Annotated in this window: 13 protein-coding genes; 8 read left to right on the forward strand and 5 right to left on the reverse strand. The window is 70.1% G+C overall.

Going from position 1 to position 19,300, the window contains the following annotated elements:
* The first annotated feature begins 127 nt into the window (after positions 1-127).
* Positions 128-1,540 (forward strand): L-serine ammonia-lyase, encoded by a 1,413-nt coding sequence (locus WMF45_RS10290; RefSeq protein ID WP_437716741.1) that lies wholly within the window; start codon positions 128-130, stop codon positions 1,538-1,540.
* Here the strand turns inward: WMF45_RS10290 and WMF45_RS10295 are convergent.
* Positions 1,521-7,496, reverse strand: a complete 5,976-nt coding sequence (locus WMF45_RS10295; protein WP_437716742.1) for an AAA family ATPase — start codon at positions 7,494-7,496, stop codon at positions 1,521-1,523. The genes WMF45_RS10290 and WMF45_RS10295 overlap by 20 nt on opposite strands.
* A 388-nt stretch (positions 7,497-7,884) precedes the next feature.
* On the opposite strand from WMF45_RS10295, the gene WMF45_RS10300 reads away from it, so the two are divergent.
* Positions 7,885-8,865 (forward strand): response regulator, encoded by a 981-nt coding sequence (locus tag WMF45_RS10300; protein WP_437716743.1) that lies wholly within the window; start codon positions 7,885-7,887, stop codon positions 8,863-8,865.
* Between the two features lie 156 nt (positions 8,866-9,021).
* On the opposite strand, the gene WMF45_RS10305 is transcribed toward WMF45_RS10300, so the two are convergent.
* The gene (locus WMF45_RS10305; RefSeq protein ID WP_437716744.1) at positions 9,022-9,504 is read right to left on the reverse strand and encodes a DoxX family protein; all 483 of its coding nucleotides are present in this window, start codon (positions 9,502-9,504) and stop codon (positions 9,022-9,024) included.
* A 394-nt stretch (positions 9,505-9,898) separates the two neighbouring features.
* Here WMF45_RS10305 and WMF45_RS10310 point away from each other — a divergent pair, with 394 nt between their 5' ends.
* A complete protein-coding gene (locus tag WMF45_RS10310; RefSeq protein ID WP_437716745.1) occupies positions 9,899-10,606 on the forward strand; it encodes a hemerythrin domain-containing protein in 708 nt (235 codons plus the stop codon).
* Between the two features lie 49 nt (positions 10,607-10,655).
* Positions 10,656-11,564 carry an AraC family transcriptional regulator gene (locus WMF45_RS10315; RefSeq protein ID WP_437716746.1) on the forward strand — a complete coding sequence of 303 codons (909 nt, stop codon included), beginning with the start codon at positions 10,656-10,658 and terminating at the stop codon, positions 11,562-11,564.
* Positions 11,565-11,642: 78 nt separating this feature from the next.
* On the opposite strand, the gene WMF45_RS10320 is transcribed toward WMF45_RS10315, so the two are convergent.
* The gene (locus WMF45_RS10320) at positions 11,643-12,524 is read right to left on the reverse strand and encodes a VOC family protein (protein WP_437716747.1); all 882 of its coding nucleotides are present in this window, start codon (positions 12,522-12,524) and stop codon (positions 11,643-11,645) included.
* Between the two features lie 284 nt (positions 12,525-12,808).
* Entirely contained in the window at positions 12,809-13,213 is a 405-nt protein-coding gene (locus WMF45_RS10325; RefSeq protein WP_437719517.1) for a VOC family protein, read from the reverse strand.
* A gap of 311 nt (positions 13,214-13,524) precedes the next feature.
* Here WMF45_RS10325 and WMF45_RS10330 point away from each other — a divergent pair, with 311 nt between their 5' ends.
* Positions 13,525-14,046 (forward strand): hypothetical protein, encoded by a 522-nt coding sequence (locus tag WMF45_RS10330; RefSeq protein ID WP_437716748.1) that lies wholly within the window; start codon positions 13,525-13,527, stop codon positions 14,044-14,046.
* 86 nt (positions 14,047-14,132) lie between these two features.
* Here WMF45_RS10330 and WMF45_RS10335 read toward each other — a convergent pair whose 3' ends face one another.
* On the reverse strand, positions 14,133-15,974 hold the full coding sequence (locus WMF45_RS10335; RefSeq protein WP_437716749.1) for a DUF2169 family type VI secretion system accessory protein: 1,842 nt from the start codon (positions 15,972-15,974) through the stop codon (positions 14,133-14,135).
* A gap of 217 nt (positions 15,975-16,191) precedes the next feature.
* Here WMF45_RS10335 and WMF45_RS10340 point away from each other — a divergent pair, with 217 nt between their 5' ends.
* Genes WMF45_RS10340 through WMF45_RS10350 form a run of 3 tightly spaced genes read left to right on the forward strand, consistent with a single transcriptional unit; the run spans position 16,192 to position 19,160 of the window.
* Positions 16,192-16,410, forward strand: coding sequence for a hypothetical protein (locus WMF45_RS10340; protein ID WP_272101560.1), 219 nt, complete (start codon positions 16,192-16,194; stop codon positions 16,408-16,410).
* A 16-nt stretch (positions 16,411-16,426) separates the two neighbouring features.
* Positions 16,427-17,680 (forward strand): DUF2169 domain-containing protein, encoded by a 1,254-nt coding sequence (locus tag WMF45_RS10345; protein WP_437716750.1) that lies wholly within the window; start codon positions 16,427-16,429, stop codon positions 17,678-17,680.
* A 13-nt stretch (positions 17,681-17,693) separates the two neighbouring features.
* Positions 17,694-19,160 (forward strand): hypothetical protein, encoded by a 1,467-nt coding sequence (locus WMF45_RS10350; protein ID WP_437716751.1) that lies wholly within the window; start codon positions 17,694-17,696, stop codon positions 19,158-19,160.
* Positions 19,161-19,300 lie beyond the last annotated feature (140 nt).

The raw sequence follows: 19,300 nt of genomic DNA on the forward strand, positions 1-19,300 counted from the left end.
ACTCCTGTGTGTTCGCGGCGCGAGCCGCCCTGCGCGGCGGCCTGCACCGGTGTAGGGTGTACCGTCGAGCGTCGAGCGCGCTCCGGCAAAGGCGCCGGAGATCCAGCTGAACGGCGTTCCACGTCACATGGCAGTCACCATTTTCGACCTCTTCAAGATCGGTATCGGGCCCAGCAGCTCGCACACGGTCGGGCCGATGCGCGCGGCGCGCATGTTCGCGGTGGATCTCGACGAGGCGGGCCTGCTCGCCCGCACCGCGGCGGTGTCGGTGGAGCTGTTCGGGTCGCTCGGCGCCACCGGCCGCGGCCACGGCAGCGACAAGGCCGTGATCCTCGGGCTCCTGGGCGAGACGCCGGACGGGGTGGACGTCGAGCGGGCGGGCGCGATCGTCGAGGGCGTGCGGCAGAGCGGCCGGCTGTCGCTGCTCTCCCGCCACGAGATCGGCTTCCAGGTGAAAGGACACCTCGCCTTCCTGCACCGGAGCCTGCCGTTTCATCCGAACGGCATGCGCTTCACGGCGCTGGACGAGGGGGGCGCGCCGCTGCGCGCGCGCGTGTATTACTCGGTGGGCGGCGGCTTCGTGGTGAACGAGGCGGCGGCGAAGGGGGAGAACCCGATCGAAGCGGACACGACGCCGCTCCCGTATCCGTTTCACAGCGCCGCGGATCTGCTCGCGGCGTGCGCGGCGAGCGGCCTGTCGATAAGCCAGGTCATGCTGGAGAACGAGAAGGTCTTTCGCCCGGAGGCGGAGACCCGGGCGGGTCTGCTGCGCATCTGGGGGGTGATGCAGGAGTGCGTGCGGCGCGGCTTCCGGGCGGAGGGCGTGTTGCCCGGCGGCCTCAAGGTGGTGCGCCGCGCCCCGGCCCTGTACCGCAAGCTCATCGAGAGCCCCGAGGCGGGGCTCCGGGATCCGCTGACGGCGATGGACTGGGTGAGCCTCTACGCGCTCGCGGTGAGCGAGGAGAACGCCGCCGGGGGCCGCGTGGTGACCGCGCCGACGAACGGCGCTGCGGGGATCATCCCCGCGGTCCTGCACTATTACCGGCGCTTCGTGCCGACGTCGACGGACGAGGGGGTCATCCGTTTTCTACTCACGGCGGGCGCGATAGGCATCCTCTACAAGGAGAACGCGTCGATCAGCGGCGCGGAGGTGGGGTGTCAGGGCGAGGTGGGCTCCGCGTGCTCGATGGCCGCGGGCGCGCTGGCCGAGGGGCTGGGCGGCACGCCGGCGCAGGCGGAGAACGCGGCCGAGATCGCGATGGAGCACAACCTCGGATTGACGTGTGATCCGGTGGGCGGGCTCGTCCAGGTGCCGTGCATCGAGCGCAACGCGATGGCCGCGATCAAGGCCATCAGCGCGGCGCGCATGGCGATGCACGGCGATGGGGCCCACTTCGTGAGCCTCGACAAGGTGATCAAGACGATGCGCGACACCGGGGCAGACATGGAGTCGAAGTACAAGGAGACGGCGCGCGGGGGGCTCGCCGTCAACGTGCTCGAGCTGCCGGTGGAGGTGGGGGTCAATTTGCCGGAGTGCTAGCGCTCTTCCTGGACAGCGCCGCGCCCGCGGCATACCCGTCGACGAACTCTTGCAGCTTTCGCATCTGGTACGTCCGCACGAGCGCCCTGAGCTGCTCGATCCACGGGCCGAGCCGCGGGTCGGTCTCCTCCATCCGCACCGCCTCCGCGACCACGTTGCGGACGCGCCCCGACGCCACAAGCCGCGATAGAAGGGCGAGCTCCTCGGCCGAAGGCGGCACCAGCGGACCCTTCTCCCTCGCCGCCGTGACAGGGGCCTTCTCCTCGGCGTGAATCCATTCCACGCCGAGGAAGCGCTGGATCTTCTCGAAGAGCTCGCCCGCTTGCACGGGCTTGTGCAGGAAGTCGTTCCAGCCGGCGCCGACGCCGTCCTGCCGTTCGGCTCCGGATACGTTCGCCGACGAGATCAGGATGACGACCTCGCCGAGCTCGGGCATCTGCCGCAGGCGGCGCGTGGCCTCATGGCCGTCGATGCCCGGCATGACCAGGTCCATCAAGACGAGCGCCGGCCTCCGCTCCATGGCCAGCCGGAGCGCCGCCTCGCCGTCTTCGGCCTCCACGACCTCGAAGCCGATCGGGACCAGCAGATCGCTTATCAAGGCACGGTTATGCGGGTTGTCGTCCACGACGAGGATCGTGCGGCGCTCTCCGCGATACCCGGTGATCGTATGCCATCCGAGGGCCTTGTCGGCGCCCGCGGAGGCAGGCCCCTCCGCGAGCGTGAGCGTCACCGTGAAGGCGCTGCCTCGGCCGAGCTCGCTCTCGACCTCGATCGTGCCGCCCATCTGGTCGACGATCCTCTTCGTGATGGCGAGGCCGAGCCCTGTGCCGGCGCTCTTCGCCTTGTGATCTCCGACCTGTTCGAAGGGATCGAAGATGCGCGAGACGTGCTCCGCGGCGATCCCGGGGCCCGTGTCCTCGACCCGGAACCGCAACGTGCTCGCTTCACCGGGGCCGCGCTTCAGCTCGTCGACGACGAGGGCGATGCTTCCCCGCTCGGTGAACTTGATGGCGTTGCTCAGGAGGTTCAAGAGCACCTGCGTCAGGCGCTTCTCGTCGCCGTGGAACGAGGACGCCGTTCCGCCGCGTATCTCATGGGTGAAGGCGATGCCCTTCTGGTCCGCGCGCACGCGGCACAGATCGACCACCGTGCGCACCAGCGCCTGGAAATCGAACTTCTTCGCGACGAGCTCCATCTTGCCGGCCTCGATCTTCGCGAGGTCCAGCACGTCTTCCAGCAAGGAGAGGAGATGCTCGCCCGATTTCTTGATGACCTGCACCCCGTCACGGCTCTTCAGGGAGAGCTCGGGCGCGCGAGCGAGGACCTGGGCATAACCGAGGATGCCGTTGAGCGGCGTGCGCAGCTCGTGGCTCATGCTCGAGAGGAAATCGCTCTTCGCCCGGTTCGCCCGATCGGCCGCCTCCTTGGCGATCTGGAGCTCGGCCGTGCGTTCCTTGATCTTGGCCTCCAGGTCCCGGTACAGGACGGCGTTCTCGACGGCAATGGCCGCCTGCGAGGCCAGCACCGACAGGAACTCCACGCGCGCGGGAGGGAACGCCGAGGGCACGTCGCGGTGCTCGAGGTACAGCACGCCCACGAGATGGCCCCTGTGGGTCAAGGGCAGGGCCAGCAGCGAGCGCACCACGCGCGACGCGAGGTAAGGGTCGACGGCGAAGCGCGCCTCGCTCGTCGCGTCGTCTGTCACCACCGGCTCGCCCGTGCGGGCCGCGTACTGCACCATGGTCGCCGGCACATCGTGGCTTTGCCCGAGCGGCTCCGACAGCCCCGTCTCGATGCGAGCCCCCTCCACCGACAGCCGCGCCACGACGGAGAGCGCTTCCCCTTCGCGGAGGACGAGGGCGCCGCGCTGCGCCCCCGCGTTCGCCAGCAAAAGCTCCATCAGCCGGCCCACGACGCGCTCCGGGTCCCGCTCGCTCGAGAGCGCCTGCGCCGCGCGCACCGCGGTGTTCACGTCGAGGCTCGCGCCCGTGGAGGCGCCCGTCGTCGCCGTGGTCGCCGCCGCCGCCGTCGCGCGCTCGACAGGCGCCCCCTGCATGGCCGCCCTGAGCAGGGCAGGGTATTTCGCGTTCAGATGGGCGACGACGTTGACCGCGCCCCAGCGCGCATGGGCGTCGCGGGCCTCGCGCAGGTACATGGCGCCGATGTGCCTCTTGCCCGTCTGCAGCCGGAACTCGGCGGCGAGCTGGATCGAAAGAGCCTCGATGTGCAGGAAGCGGTGCTCGCGCGCGAGCTCGATGGCCTCGTCGTACCTGGCGATGGCGTCCTCGGTCTCGCCGCGGACGCGGGCGTCTTCGGCCTCGACGAGGCGCAGCTTGTGGAGGAAGTTCGGCGCGCAACCCTCCGCGAAGTACCGCAGCCGCTCGAGGCCGTGGTCGATGTGCTCCCGCAGCCTCGCCTGCTCCTCGGCGCCGGCGGCGTCATCCCAGCGCTTCGCCGCCGAGAGGGCGAGGAAGAACGGGATATCCGTGACCGGCGGCATGCCGAGGATGTCGGCTCGAGACTGGTCTGCCTCCCGCGCCCGCGACAACGCTCGCTCCCACCTGCCGGTGACACAGAAAAGATAGACTTCCAGGGTACGAGCGAGCCCTCCCGTGAACCCGTCCCCGTCGGCCAGGAGGGAGTGCGAGCCTCGCGAGAGCGGCTCGTCGTTCAGGAGCTTCGGGGCGCCGTCAGGGCTCATCAGCACGTCACAATAGGACGCGATCGCCTCGAAGTGGTGCCTCCCCACGGCGTCGCCCGCGCGCTGCACGAGATCCCAGCGCGCCTTGACCTGCGCGTCGACCTGGCCGAGCGGCAGGCCACGCCAGACGCGGTGATAGAACAGCTCGGCGAGGAGCCCCCAGCTCGTGCCCTGGAACGAACCGAGCTTCAGGCCGGCCGCCATGCCTTGCTCATAGAGGGCAGCCGTCTCGTCGACAGGCCTGGAATAGACCATGTAGATGCCGTGAAGCACCAGGCACTCGGGGAGCATCGGGGACCCCACGCGCTCCGCAGCGCGCACCCCGGGCTCGACCCACCGCAAGACCCGGCGATACATGCCCGTGGCCACCGACCACACGTTGGCGAAGCTGCAGAGCATGAGGGTGGCAGCTGGCGTGAGGGCCCCCCGTCGCACCGCCTCGGAGACAAGGCGAACGATGATGAGCGTGTAGAGCATCGGCCGGCCGCCGTAGATGGAGCAGAGCTGCGTCTGCGTCATCAGGGCGTCGATGAGCCGGTGCTCCGGGGACTGCTCGGGCGGCATTCGATCGAACGCGCCGAGGTCCTCCTCCAACCATCGATCCAGCGCGGCGGACTCCTCGAGGAGCGCCGGCTGACACGCCTCGTCCGTCTCGGGGAAGGCGAAGCCCCGCTCCGCGAGCGCCGCGATACCAAGCCCGATTCCCCGCGCGTACTGGCCCGTCGCCAGGCAGCAGCGGACGCGGATCTCCTGCGCCGACAGCCAGGGCACCGCCCCGAGAGGCCTCGCGAGCAAGTCGAGCGCACGCGCTTCGACGTCCTCGAAATCTCGCAGCAGATAGGCCGCCTCCAGCCGCTCCAGCGCTATCTCCACCGACAGCGCCAGCTCGTCGCTGGCGGCTCGCTCGCCGAGGAGCGCCTGCGCGTTCTCCAGGAGGCTGGCCATCAGGCGGTGGGAGCTCGCGGCCTTCGCGACGCGGGCGGCCTCCAGGTTCATCCGCGCGACGTCGTTGAGCTCCTCCACGGACGTGAGCCGCGCCGAACCCTGGTTCATGTGCCGCGCGAGCTCCAGGAGCTGCTGCGCCGTGCCCCCTTCCGCGCGATACCGCGCCCAGAGCCGCCGGCCGATCTCGAGGTGCGCGAGGACGCGCTGCTCCGGCGAGATCCGCTCGTAGCTCGCCTGCTGCACGCGGTCGTGCAAGAACCGGTACGAAGCGTCCAGCGCTCCGTCGCCCACCCCTCCGAGCGCCTGCGCGGGGCGATACGCCCCGTCGACCGGCACGACCAGCTCCTCCTGCAGCGCCGGCCATAACGCTCCCGTCACCCGGGCGGGCTCCCACCCGCTCAATCGCTCCAGATCATGGAGATGGAACGTGTGCCCCGCGCACGCCGCGAGCCCCATGAGCTGCTGTGTCGCGTCCGGCATTTCTCGCACTTTGTCCGTCAGCAACGACACCACGTTGTCAGTGATTTGCGCTCGCTCCAGGTCTGCTTGATTCCACTGCCATTCCCCGCTCTCCGCGTCCCTCGAGAGGAGCCTCTGCCGGTGCAGGGAGAACAGCAGTTGCTCCAGGAAAAACGGGTTTCCACGCGTCTTTTGCCACTGCACGCGCGCGAGCGGCTCCACGCGCTTCGGCTCGCTCTCGAGCGTGCGCGAGAGCCACTTCTTGACCTGCTCTTCCGACAGAGGGCCCACCGTCAGCCTCGATACCGTGGCCTCGCTCGCCTCCACGGCCTCCACGAGCTTCCACAGCGGATGCTCGGGCGGCGTCTCGTTGTCGCGGTAGGCTGCGATCACGAGCAGCGACCTCCGCTCCACGTCCGTCAGCAGCGTCTGCAGGATGATCAGCGTGGCGCTGTCCGCCCACTGCATGTCGTCCAGGAACATGACGAGCGGCGGGTTCGGTGTCGTGACGGTTCGAACGAAGTTCAACCACGTCAGCTTCTGCCGGTTGAGCACCTGCTCGCCCTCCGCCGGCGGCACCGGCGGCAGCTTGCCCATGACGAGGTCGAGCTCCGGCACCACGTCCGCGATCAGCCGCGCGTTGTCCCCGACCTCGCTCCGGATCCGATCCCGCCAGGTCTCCAGGACCGCCTTCGGGCTCGAGATCCATTGACGCATCAGCCCCCCGAACGCCTGGGCTATCGCGGCGTACGGCGTCGATCGCGCGAGCTGATCGTGCTTGCCTGCAATCAAGAGGCCGCGCCCCGCCTTCGCGATGTCGTGGTAGACCGTGCGCACCAGCGCCGTCTTGCCGATGCCCGACGGTCCGCCGACGAGCAAGAGCTCCGCCGCGCCTCGCTCGGCGCGGGCGAACGACTCGCCCACCCGCTCGACGTCCCGCTCCCGCCCCACGAGCACCTGCGGCAACCGCAGCTTCCGTGAGAAGTCTTTCCTTCCAAGCGAGAAGGGCGCCGCCGTGCCGCGCTGGTGGAGCGCGCGGAGCGCCTCCTCCAGATCCTCGGCCGCGCCTCTGGCTGTCTGGTACCGCCGCTCGGGATCCTTCGCCAGGAGCTTCGATATGATCGCCGACACGCCGCTCGGCACCTCCGGCGCGACCGTGTCGAGCGGAGGCGGGCTTTTGGCCAGATGCGCGTGCACCAGCGAGAGCGGATCGCGGTCCGTGAAGGGCCGCCGCCCCGAGAGCACCTCGAAGAGCGTCACGCCCAGCGAATAGAGATCCGTGCGCGTGTCGAGCGCGCGCGCCGTTCGCCCCGTCTGCTCGGGCGAGATATACGCCAGGGTCCCCTCCAGCGCTTCGGGAATGCTCGCCTCGGTCGCTTCCTGGGACAGCAGCGAGGCGATGCCGAAGTCGAGCAGGGTGACCTGCTCGTACGTGTCATCCACGAGCAGGTTCTGCGGTTTGACGTCCTTGTGCATCACGCCGGCGGCATGCACACCCTCGAGCACCTGAGCAAGGCGTTGCCCGAACCGCAGCCCGGCCGCCACCGACAAACGACCGTGTTTGGCGAGCACCTGATCGAGCGAGCTCGCTCCAGGGTTCTCGAGAACCAGCGCCGCCGTGCCGTTCCGCTGCTCGAACGCATGCACGCGCGCCACGCCTGGCACAGCCGCGAGCTGCTGGAGCACTTGATGCTCGTGGACCAGCCGCCCCATGACGCGAGGGGTGGGCACCTCGGCGAGCGGAAATTTGATCGCCACCTGCGCGCCCGAGGGGAGATGCACCGCGCGACAGACGCGCGTCTCGCTCCCCTCGTAGGCGATATCCCCCAGGGCATACTCCGTCAGTTCCATCACTGAACCCCTCCCGTGCACCCGCACCTCGGCGCGATAGCCGAGTGTTCGCTAAACTAGCCTGGGCGGGTCAACACAAGTCAATGCAATTGTGAAAGATGCTCCCCGACTGCCACATTTGCGCACCCTGCGCGCGTGCGCGGGCACACCCGCGTGCGCCGTTTCCAGATCGTGTTCAGCGTTGCGCAGAGCCGTACACGTTGGCACTCGTACAGTGTAATCTGTCTGGTGTTCTCGGCGTGAAGCACCTTACAGATACGTCGTGTGAGCACTTTGCAGGGAGCGTCGGAACAGCACTCCCGGGGCGACGCTGCCTGCGTGACCCTTTACAGTCGTCACGCTCCTTGATAGCGTCCACGCTGCGTATTTCAGGCACTGGGGGGACGATTTGACGCAATTCAATGGCTTCGTGGTCGCGGTCGACGACAACCCCGCCAACCTCGACACGCTCCTCGACGTCTTGTCGAGCGAGCATCTGGACCTCGCCGTGGCCACGGATGGCAACATGGCGATCAGCTTGATCGAGCGCGAGCAGCCGGATCTCGTCCTCCTCGACGTCATGTTGCCGGATATCGACGGTTTCGGGGTGTGCAGGCGGCTGAAGGCCAACCCGCAGACCGCCGACACGCAGATCGTCTTCATGACCGCCTTGAACAATCGGGAGCACCGGCTGCAAGGGTTGAAGGCGGGCGCCGTGGATTACATCAGCAAGCCCTTCGATACGGAGGAGCTCCTCGCGCGGATACGCCCGCACATCGCCGTCCGGCGCATGACGCGAGCGTTGCAGGAGAAGAATGCCATCCTGGAGTCGGAGGTCCGGCAGCGCGTGGCCGTCGAGGCCGCGCGCGAGGCGCTGCTCGTCGAGCTCATGGCCCGTACGGACGAGCTGCGCGAGGCCAAGGAGGGGCTCGAGCGCGAGCTCGTCGAGAAGGGGCACGTGAACGCGGAGAGGACCGCGCTGCACGAGCAGGTCATCGCCGCGCAGCGCAGCCGGCTCCTCGAGCTCTCCACGCCGCTCATTCCGATCACGGATCGCATCCTGGTCATGCCGCTCATCGGTACGATGGACAGCGACCGGGCTCAGCAGGCCAACCATGCGATGCTCCATGGCGCGAGCAGCCGGGGCGCCGAATTCGTCATCATCGATATCACGGGCCTCAAACATGTGGACGAGAGCGTCGCCGCCATGCTCCTCGTCGCGGCCAGGGGCCTGCGGCTCCTGGGGACGCGCACGGTGATCACCGGGATAGGCTCGGAGGTGGCTCGAACGCTCGTGCAGCTCGACGCGCCGCTGCAAGGCATCGTCACGAAGGGCACGCTCCAGGACGGCATCGCCGTCGCGATGCGCTCCTCCCGTCATCGAGGATAGGACCTCTGCTCCGCCGGGAGCCCCCGGCCGCCTGAAGCCGAATCCGCGTCAGCTGTCGTTCTTCTGGTCTTTCGGATGAAGGCTCGCGAGCGACGCCCAGGCGTCAGATCAGCCCCGTCCAGCGCCGGACCGACGCGGGAGAGGTGGTTGATTCATTCACGGCGGGCTCCGGCGCCGTGCCAGGCGCGCGTCGACGGACCAGCGCCCCGCGCCGACGACCACGAGAAAGAGCGCGCCCAGCAGCATCGCCCAGTCCGTCCTCGCCTCGTGGACCATGCTCCAGAAGCCGTAGTGCGGCAGCTTGCGCACGTGGAAGCCGAGGATGTCCCGGCCGAGCAGGATCGGGAGCTTGGTCGAGACCAGCGCCACGACCATGTCGATGACGAGCAGAGCGGCGGCGAACCGGGTCAGGAGCCCCGCGAGCACGAGCGCCCCGCAGACGATCTCGACCACCCCGACGAACGGTCCCATGGCTTCCGGCCAGGGGATGCCGATCTTGACGAACCGTCCGGCGCCGAGCTCCGCTGGATAGATGAACTTCTGGAGCCCTTCGGACAAGAAGACGGCCCCGACCGAGAGGCGGACAAGGAGCGTCGCCGCAGGCGCCTCGGAATCGAGCATCTTGCGCAGGTGTTTCATACTTCCGTTCCAGCCCTCGTCGAGGGAGTGTGGATGTGGATCTTCCGGAGGTTCACCCGGATCTCACGATCCGCCGTCGAGATCGTGGTTCGAAGCGCGTAGACGATCTTCGTGATCTCGTCAATCTCGACCCGCTGCCGTACGGACGCGGCCTGCGGCCTTCCGGCTCGGTCCTACGATCGAACCCGGCGCTTCCGCATCGGCCGGCTCGGTGCTGCTTGGTATCGTGGTCCATGGCTCGAACCGCTGGCATCGCAGGTCACGGGATGGCGCCGATTGCTGCGCTCGTGACCGGCGCCTCCAGGGGAATGGGCTGCTCGAGCGCACCACGCGCGTGGAGGGGCTGAAGCAAGGGGGTCACGTCGAGGCGCGCTGCGGAAGGGAGGCATCGCCCATGAACAACGACGGATTGTTGCGACGGACGCTGGTGCTCGCGACCAGCAGCATCGGCGTGAGCGCGGTCCTGGCTGCGTGCACCCGGCAGGGCGCTGCGGCCCGCGAACCGAAGCAGGACAGCGGCGCCGGCGAAGTCACCCCCGCGGAGGACCTGATGCGAGAGCACGGGGTCCTGCGCCGGGTCATGTTCCTGTATGACGAAGCGATCCGGCGCCTGGACGCGCGCGAAGAGGTCCCGGGCGGCGTGCTTCTATCGGCTGCGGGCGTCGTGCGCCGGGTGATCGAGGACTATCACGAGAAGCTCGAAGAAGACTTCCTGTTCCCCCGCTTCGAGAGGGCCGGCAAGCACACCGATCTCGTCGCGGTGCTCCGGCGCCAGCACCAGGCGGGGCGCCTCGTGACCGACGACGTGCTCGCGTTCGCGAGGGAGCCGCTTCGCGAGCAAGCCGCCCGCCGCAAGCTCGCCGACAGGCTGCGCGCGTTCAATCGGATGTACCGGCCGCACGCGGCGCGCGAGGACACGGTGCTCTTTCCCGCGCTTCGGGCGCTCGTCGGCGGGAAGGCGTATGCCGATCTCGGCGAGCAGTTCGAGGAAAAGGAGCACCGCATGCTGGGCGACGAGGGCTTCGAGAAGGCGGTCGCCGAGGTGAACGAGCTCGAGGCGGCGTTCGGGATTGCCGACCTCGCGAGCTTCACGCCGACATAGGCGAAGGTGCGACGGGGGTGCTCGGGCCTCGCGACCGCCGCGCGGCGATGTGGCCGGCGACGTGATCGTCGGCCATAGTGTCCACGTGTTGTATGTCCGCCACGTGCCGGGTCCGCCGCTCTCGGCGCACGTCGCCGAGCTCTGGTACCTTTCGGCTGCTCCGCCTCACGCGGCCGAGCGTATCCTGCCCTCCGGTACCCTCCAGCTGGTCGTCAACCTCGACCAGGACGAGGTTCGCGTCTACGACGGCCCCACCATTCGCCGCTACTCCGGTGCCGTCGTCTCGGGCGCGTACCAGTCCGCCTTCGGTGTCGACACACGCGAGCACGCGTCGATGGTCGGGGTCCAGTTCCGCGCCGGCGGCGCGTGGCCGTTCCTCGGCGCGCCGCCCGGCGCGCTGATCGACACGCACGCCGACCTCGCGGATCTCTGGGGGCAGCGAGCGGCGGAGCTCCGCGAGCGCCTGTGCGCGGCGCCGGAGCCGCGCGCTCGCTTCGCGCTGCTCGAGCGCGCGCTGCTCGACCGCCTTTCGAACGCGCGCCCCGGTCATCCCCTGGTGCCGCACGCGATCGCGGCGCTCGAGGGAGGCGAGAGGCGCGTCGCCGACGTGGCGGCCACGCTCGGCATCAGCCACCGCCGGCTCGTCGACGTGTTCACCGCCGAGACCGGCCTCGCCCCGAAGGCCTTCGCCCGGATCACACGCTTTCGGCGGGCGCTCTTGCAGGCCGAGAGGGAGCGCGAGCCGGACTGGGCCCGGCTCGCTGCCGTGTCAGGGTTCTGCGACCAGTCGCACCTGATCCGCGAGTTCGTGGCGCTCTCCGGCAATTCGCCGACCGCGCTCATCGCCCAGTCCTCCCGCGAACGCGTCAAGTTGCACCACATCGCCCTCGCCGCGCCGGAGGGGGCGCGCGGAAGGGACCGGCAACACGCGCGATCCCGAGGCGTCCCGACCCGATGACCGCGCAGGATCAGCGCGGTGTCGGGACGCACCGCGGCGCGACCGGCGATGAACCCGGTCGCCTCCGAGTCGTCATGATCAACCCGCCGATGGCTCGTGAAGCTCGATCGGGTTGCCGTCGGGATCTTCGAGTTGAATCTGTGCGCCTCCCACGCCGCGTTCGATGTCGTTCCGGAAGGGCGTGCCGGCCGCGCGGAGTCGTTCGATGATCGCGGAGAAGTCGTCGACGTAGAGGACGATGCGGTTCCAACCGCCCGCGACCTGAGCGCGGCCGTCGGGCATCGGGCGCGCGCCGGAGCTGCCGGGGCCGCTCAGGAGCAAGCGCAAGTCACCGCGCGAGACTGTCGCGAACGCCGTGCCGGACTGCAGGTTGAGCGTGAAGCCCAGTTGCTCGGTGTAGAAGCGAACGGCGCGATCGACGTCCGTGTTCTGGTAGCGGACGACGGCCGCGGTGGCATCGGGGCCTTCCGCGGCCGAGGTCGATTCCTCGGGCGCCTTGTGAAGCTCGACCGGGTTGCCGTCGGGATCCTCGAGCTGAATCTGCGCGCCCCCCACGCCGCTTTCGATGTCGTTTCGGAAGGGTGTGCCGGCCGCGCGGAGTCGCTCGATGATCGCGGCGAGGTCGTCGACGTAGAGGACGATGCGGTTCCAGCCGCCGGCGACCTGAGCGCGGCCATCGGGCATCGGGCGCGCGCCGGAGCTGCCGGGGCCGCTCAGGAGCAGGCGCAAGTCACCGCGGGAGACCGTCGCGAACGCCGTGCCGGCCTGCAGGTCGAGCGTGAAGCCGAGTCGCTCGGTGTAGAAGCGAACGGCGCGATCGACGTCCGTGACCTGGTAGCGGACGACGGCCGAGGTGGCATCGGGGACTTCCATGGCCGAGGTCGATTCGGTGGTACGGGACATGCAGCCTCCGAGAGAGAGGATGACCAGCATGAGGATGATCTTGAGGATGATCTTCATGCGCCGATCCTGTTGCCCGCGCGCGCCGCCGTATTGGACAAATTGGAAGCCGCGGCGGTCCAGGCTGAGCGGCGGGAACGTGGCTTCGGTGGGCGTCTTCGGAAGCCGGGCGACCCGGCCGGCCCGCGCTCTCGAGCGCGGCGCCGAAGGTCTCGATGGCGCACAGCTAAGCGCGCGCGTCGGCGTCGTTCTGCGACAGGGCGCGACCCCGATCGCCAAGGAGCCGCGGACGTCGGGGGACGACCGCTTCGCTGGCCCACCTCGCGCGCTCGCGCCGGGGCGAATCAGCGCTGCCTGTCGAACTTTTTGATCGCTTCCGGGCTGACGGGAGTGAAATAGTTCACGAGGTTGCCGTCCGGGTCGCGAAAGAGGAGCGAACGGTTGCCCCAGGGCATGGTGGTCGGTTCCTGCACGGCCTTGCCGATGACAGGAGCTAGCTTTCGATAGTCCGCGTCGACGTCGCTCACGCGAAACTCGACGATGACGGAGTGGTTGTCGGCCGGGTGCGCTGCTCCCGCCGCGAAGAGATCCATGGTGCGCCGGTGCGCGATGGCGAGGGTGCACGAAGGCGTCGTCAGCTCGGCGAAGTCCTCGGTGTACCAGGTCGCCGCGACGCCCGTGACCTGCTCGTAGAACGCGACCAGACGTCTGGTTGCATCCGTGATGATGCGGATCGAGACGAAATCCATGATGGCCTCCTTGCGCAGCCGGGCTGCGGGGTTGACGCGCATCCCATGTAGTTCGCGTCTGCTGACAGCGTGGCGTCAGCAGCGGTTTTCCAGGCCTCGTGGGCACGCGCCGCACCGAACGACGCTTCGCCCTCCTCCACGTGCTGTGTGCCAGCGTTCGACCCTGCGGGGAGCCGCAAGGCGGTGGAAGGGACCTGCGCCGTTGTGTCCGCGGTCGCACCCCGGGACGCTCAGATTGCGATTGCCCGGCGCGCCCGGGTGCGCTCTTCTTCTATCCAGGAAGCGGGAGACTCTCCCGCGAGCGCGCCGCGATGAAGCCCTCGTACGAAGCTCGTGCACCAGAGATCGTGACGGAGCCCGAGCAGGTGGACCAGCTGCCGGCGCTGATCGAGCGGATCGCGGAGCAGACGCGGCGCGGCGCCGAGGGCCGGCGGGTGGAGCTGCCGTCGGGGCGCGTCGTCGAGGTGCGACCCGCGGCAGGGGACGAGGAGCGGGTGACGATCCGGAGCGCGTCCGGGGAGATCGAGCTCGACGTCCGCCTCACCGAGCGCGGGCCGGTGCTGCGGATCCGGGCGGCGGAGCTCGAGCTGGAGTCGCCGGGCGCGGTGCGCGTCGACTGCGATCGTTTCCATGTGCGCGCCGAGCACGGGATCGTGCACGAGACCGGGGGCGACCTCGCGCAGACGGTCGCCGGCGACGTGACGACGCGGGCGCGCGGCGAGCTGCGCGCCGAGGCCCGTCAGGTGAACCTCGAGGCCACGCGCGGCGACGTGCAGATCGCGGCGAACGATGACGTGCAGCTGCTCGGCGAGCGAATCAAGCTGAACTGCTGAGGGCCGCGCGCGGACGGCGCGCGGTGGGCGGCGCCCGCGCTCACCGACGGCGTACCGCGGGCGGCGCGAGCAGGGTCGACCGCGCGTCAGAGGGCCGAGAGCGCGCGATCGACCTGCTCCGCCAGCGCGGACTGCGCGGCGACGCGCCGCTGCCACACGCGCTTCAGCCGCAGTCCGAGCGGCGCGTCGAGCCCCTGCTCGGCGATCTCGAGCGAGAGCTTGCCCCGCCGCTCGGCCCTGACGAGGCGGGCGTACTGCTCGGCCCCGAACCGGTCCGGGTGGCGCCGCTCCCAGGTGCTCACGTACGCGTCGTCGAAGCGCTCCCGCAGCGCGCGGTCGCCGTGCTTCAGCGCGCGCTCGAGCTCGTCACGCCAGCGCCGCTCGGCCTTCCGCCAGGTGCCATCGTCGAGGTCGTGCGCGGAGAGCACCTCGCCGCGCAGTGCGCCCCGCTCGGCGAGCGCCGCGCAGACGGTGGCGTACCGCTCGATCGTGACCTGCTCCTCCGGCCGCGCTGCGCTCGGCGCCGGCGGCTCCTTCAGCGGGGCCGGCGGTTGCGGCGCCGGGGCCGGCGCGGGGGTCGGGGCACGCGGCGCGGCGACCGCGGGGGCGGGCGGCTGCGACGGGGCTCCGGCGAGGTCGAGCGCCGCGAGCGCCGCTCCCGCCGCTGGGCCGGGCGTCGTGGCCGCGGGCGGGGTGGCGGGCAAGGTGCCCGACCCCGGCGCGCTGCCGGGCCCGTCGAGCGCCAGCGTGCCGCCCGCGGACCCCTCCCGCGGCAGCGGTCGTGGTTCGCCGGAGCGCGACGGCGCGGCCGGCGCGGCCGCCGCGGGGCGCTGGACCGGCGGACGCCGCGGCGGGACCGCTGGCGCGCTCCCGATGCCCACGCCGGCGACCGCCACCAGGCGCTCCCGCTGCGCCGGGTCGCGCAGCTCGACGTGGGCGCGCCAGGTGATCGTGCAGAGCCGCCGATCCGCGTCGACGTGGAGGCCGTCGGCGTGGAACGCGAGCCGCGCCGGGGCGTCGGGATCGGCGTCGTCGAGCCCGTACACCGCGCCGGCGACGCGCGCGTCCGGCAGCGCGCTCTGGATGCGCGGGCGATCCGGGTGGAAGCCCTCGAGCACGACGACCGTGTCCGGCTGCAGCGCGGAGACCCACTGGTCGCGCGGGGCGCACTGGAAGTACGACCAGTCGAAGGCGCCCGGCACCTCCATCACCTCGGCGTCGAGCCTGGCGCGGGCGCCGGCCGGGAGGCGGCGGCTGCGCGCCGGCCACGCCGCCGCGAGCGGACCGAAGCCGGCGGGCCTCTGCGGATCGACGGGATCGAGCACGTTCGGCAGCTCGCCGTCGCGCTCGCTGCACCCCAGGGGGTTCTCGGGCACGCCGACGCCGCCGGCGGCGCGCTCGTACACGATCGGCATCCGCACGAACGGCTCCGGCGCCGCCCCGGCCTCCTTGCGGCGGCCGACGACGCGCACCGTCTTGTCGAGGCCCTGCCCCTCGCGCTGGACGAGCGCGAACCGCGCGGTCATCTCGGCGACGGGGTGGCCGCCCGGCGCGGCGGCGTGCCCGAGGGCGGTCACGTCCACGTACTGGCGGTACGGCACCCGATCGCTCGCCGCGGTCACGTGGGTCATCGGGCCGCGGCGGTCGTGGACATCCTTCGTCTGGAACGGCGCCGCCACCACCGCAGGCCGCATCGGCGACGCGTCGAGCGAGAAGCTGGCCTTCACGACGACCGTCAGCCGGAGCTTGCCCTCGTGGCGCCAGGGGACCGTGTCCACGGTCGCCTGCGCCGCCGTCGCCGACGCCTCCGGCGTGAGCGACGCGCACGCGACGCCGCCCGCGGTGCCTGGCAAGAACGGCAAGGCGCGCGCCGCGAACTGCGCGGCCTGCGCGTCGTCGACCGGGAGTGTCCCCTTCGGCTCGCTCATGTCCCCGTCGTGCACGGTCGCAACCGCGCCTCCCGAGGTCAAGGGCTCATCCAGCGATCGCGGGCCGCAACGACCATGGGAGTCGTCGCCGGTGTGTGGCGGTGCGCGGATGGCTTCATCACCTGGCCGCCGAGCTCGGCCAGAGGTGCGCGCCGGCGGCGGGAGATCAAAACAAAATACCGAGTCGCCGCCCGCGCGCGCCACGTACCATGACCGCATGAAGAGGCTCACCGACCCCTTTCACGTGCTGCCGGAGGCGCAGCGCCACGAGCTCATGCGCGACACGGTGATGGCGATCTTCGGCCCCGCGGTGGGTCAGGGCTTCTGGGATCAGATGGAGCCGCTGCTCACCGACACACGGCGCCAGCCAGGCGACGCGGAGGAGCCGGAGAAGAACTTCTGGCGGGGCCGGTGGCGCATCTACGAGGCAGAGTGAGCGCGGAGCAGCGGCCGTGAGCAACGACCCGACGCCGCCCGCCGCGCGCGCGCCTGCGCACAGACCGCGCAGGCCGCGCCGCAAGACCGAGCTGCTCCTGCAGGGCGAGCCCGACGGGCGGCGGTGGATCGCCTGGATCTCGAAGCGCACCTACCGGATCCACAACGGGCGCTGCGAGCTCGACGCCCCCGCGCAGCAGGAGGTCCTGCACGACGACGAGATCCCGTACAGCGAGGATCGCAAGCCGCCGCGGGTCTCTCCGCCGATCGCCGTCGACGAGATGCTCCCTTTCCGGCGCGCGACCGACGTCGTCATCCAGGCCTTCGCCCACGCCTACAAGCCCGACACCCGCACGCTCACCGCGGGCGTCCGGTTCGGCAAGCACCACCGCGAGATCGTCGTCCACGGCGACCGCGTGGGGGAGATCGACCGCGCGGGCCGACCGCGCTTCTCCGAGCCTGCGCCGATCGAGGTGGTCCCGATCCGCTACGACTACGCCTACGGCGGCGTCGATCTGACGGCGCTCGGCCGGAACGGCGATATCCTCGGGCAGCTCGTCCAGGATGCCCGCCGAGGCATCGACCGGCTCTCCGATACCGTGTACCACTACCCGAGAAATCCTTGTGGTTACGGGTATTTGATGGAGCTCGACGCCGAGAGCTTCGCGGGGCGGCCGATCCCCAACCTCGAGTTCCCGTTCGACCCGCTGACGCCCCAGCGCCTCGCCGTGGGCAAGCCGTACCGGTGGATCCATGCGCCGCTGCCGGCAGGCTGGGATTACCAGTCCATGGCGTGGTTTCCCCGGCTCGCGTACCTCGGGCTGGCCCCGACTTGCCAGAGCGACGGCAAGCTCCCCGCCGAGGTCGAGCGCGGCTGGGCCGCCCGGGATGTCCTCTCGATTCCGCCGCTCTATCAGGATCCCGGCGGCCCGCTCCGGCCGGAGTACGCGCAGGTCGCGTCGCCCGGGATGAGCGTCTCCGACCTCGCTCCGGACGAGTACTTCGAGCTGCATCACGTGCACCCGAACCGGCAAGTCTACTCCTTCCACCTGCCCGGCGAGGTGCCCCGGGTGATGCTGGAGCTCGCGCCCGGCCGGGCGCTCACCGAGGCGGAGTCCCACCTCTGCTCGGTGGTCGTGCGGCCGGTCGCGGGCGAGGTCGTGGTGGTCTGGAGCGCCCGGGCCCCCGTGGCCCTGGATCTCACCGAGGAGCAGATGATGAACCTGCGGCGCGAGGTGCGCTGGACCTCGGCGGCTCGATCGACCCGATGAAGGAGCGCGGACAATGTCGTACGGCTGCCTGACCGTCACGCGGTGGAACGTGTTCCTCGGCCTCTCGTGGCACGAGGCCCTGTTCTGGTGGCCGATGCCGCCGCCCGGGGCCTACGTGCCCCAGAAGTACTGGCCTCATTTCCAGACGGGGCTCGTCAGCGGCACACACCTCTTCTCGTTCTGGTCGGAGCAGAACAAGCGCGAGATACAGCTCGACGGCGTGCACTGGATGGGGCGGGGGAGCGACGCGAGCCTCGTCGTCCCGCACGTGGATGTGGTCCAGGGGTGGAATCCGCTCCTGCCCTGGACCATCCTCTTCGGGAGCTCCATCTCGGTCTGGGGGACGAGCGGGGTCGCGATCGGATGCGATAACCCGATCTTCGGCGAGACGACCTGCGATCTCGCGTGCTCGCCGTTCAAGACCGTGCCGTTCTCGCTCCACCTCGCGTGCAACAGCCCGATCAGCCTGCCGCTCGATTTCACCATCGTCTGGGGCACCGCCAAGGCCGGCTTCACCTGGACCGATTTCATCGCGTGCCTCATCGACATCGCGATCGAGATCGCGATGGACATCCTGATGAAGTTCGGCGGCCAGATCGCGGGCAAGCTGTGGAAAGGCGCGAAGGCCGCGGGGAAGGGGCTGGTGAAGGGCGCGAAGATGGCCGCCGCCAGGAGCGCGGATCTCGCCCAGCCGTTCTTCAAGCGGGCCGGCAAGGCCCTCGCGCGGGAGAGCGCCGAGGAGACGCTCGCGAAGATCCTCAAGGAGTCCGCCGAGGAGGCGGCCGACGACGTCGCGTCGAAGGTGGGCAAGCAGGCGGCGGAGAGCTTTTCGGACTCGCTCAGCCGGCTGCGATCGCAGAGCGACGAGCTGCTCGAGGAGCTCGCGGAGGCCGCGGACGGCAGCGTGTGGAGGTCGTTCAAGCAGGGCGCCGCGGAGCTCGGCGAGAGCGCCGCCGATCGCATGAAGAAGCTCGGGAAGAGCGTTGGCGCCGCGGCGAAGTCGGTGAAGGACAGGATCATCGCCGTGAAGACGTGGAAGAAGGTGACCGAGGAGAACCTCCTCAAGTCGCGGAAGGTGAGCAGCATCCTCAAGTACACGGCCCTGGCGAACGGGTTCAAATACTCGAAGAAGGTCGGCGGGAAACTCTACAGCTCCATCGACGCGCAGTACCACGACCCCGGGGATCTCGACGCGGGCTCGGACGGGTACAGCTTCGGGCCGTTCGCGCTCGGGAGCAGGAGCGGCGTCTACGACGACCTCGGGGACCCCGTGGGGGACACGGATGATGACGACGACGATGACAAGACCACCAAGGCCGTGGTCGGCGATCGGTTCGGCTGGCGGGGCGACGCGAGCGCGAAGGCGCGCGTGAGCGAGCGCTTCTCGTGGTCGGATCAGAGCGCGGAGAGCGGCGGGAGCGCGGGTGTGGACGACCGCTTTGCCTGGATCGCGAGCGACGCCGCCACGTCCGGCGCGTAGCTCCACCCATCAGGAGTCAGGCCAGGGATCCGGGCGCCGCAGTTGACGGCCACGAACGGGCCCGCGGCGCGCGGTCCCGCGCAGCGCGTTGGGACCGGCTAGAGAGACAAACGGGTTGAAACCACGAGAAAGAGCAGGAA

Source organism: Sorangium sp. So ce448 (genome assembly GCF_051520915.1).
GTDB classification, from domain to species: domain Bacteria; phylum Myxococcota_A; class Polyangia; order Polyangiales; family Polyangiaceae; genus Sorangium; species Sorangium cellulosum_B.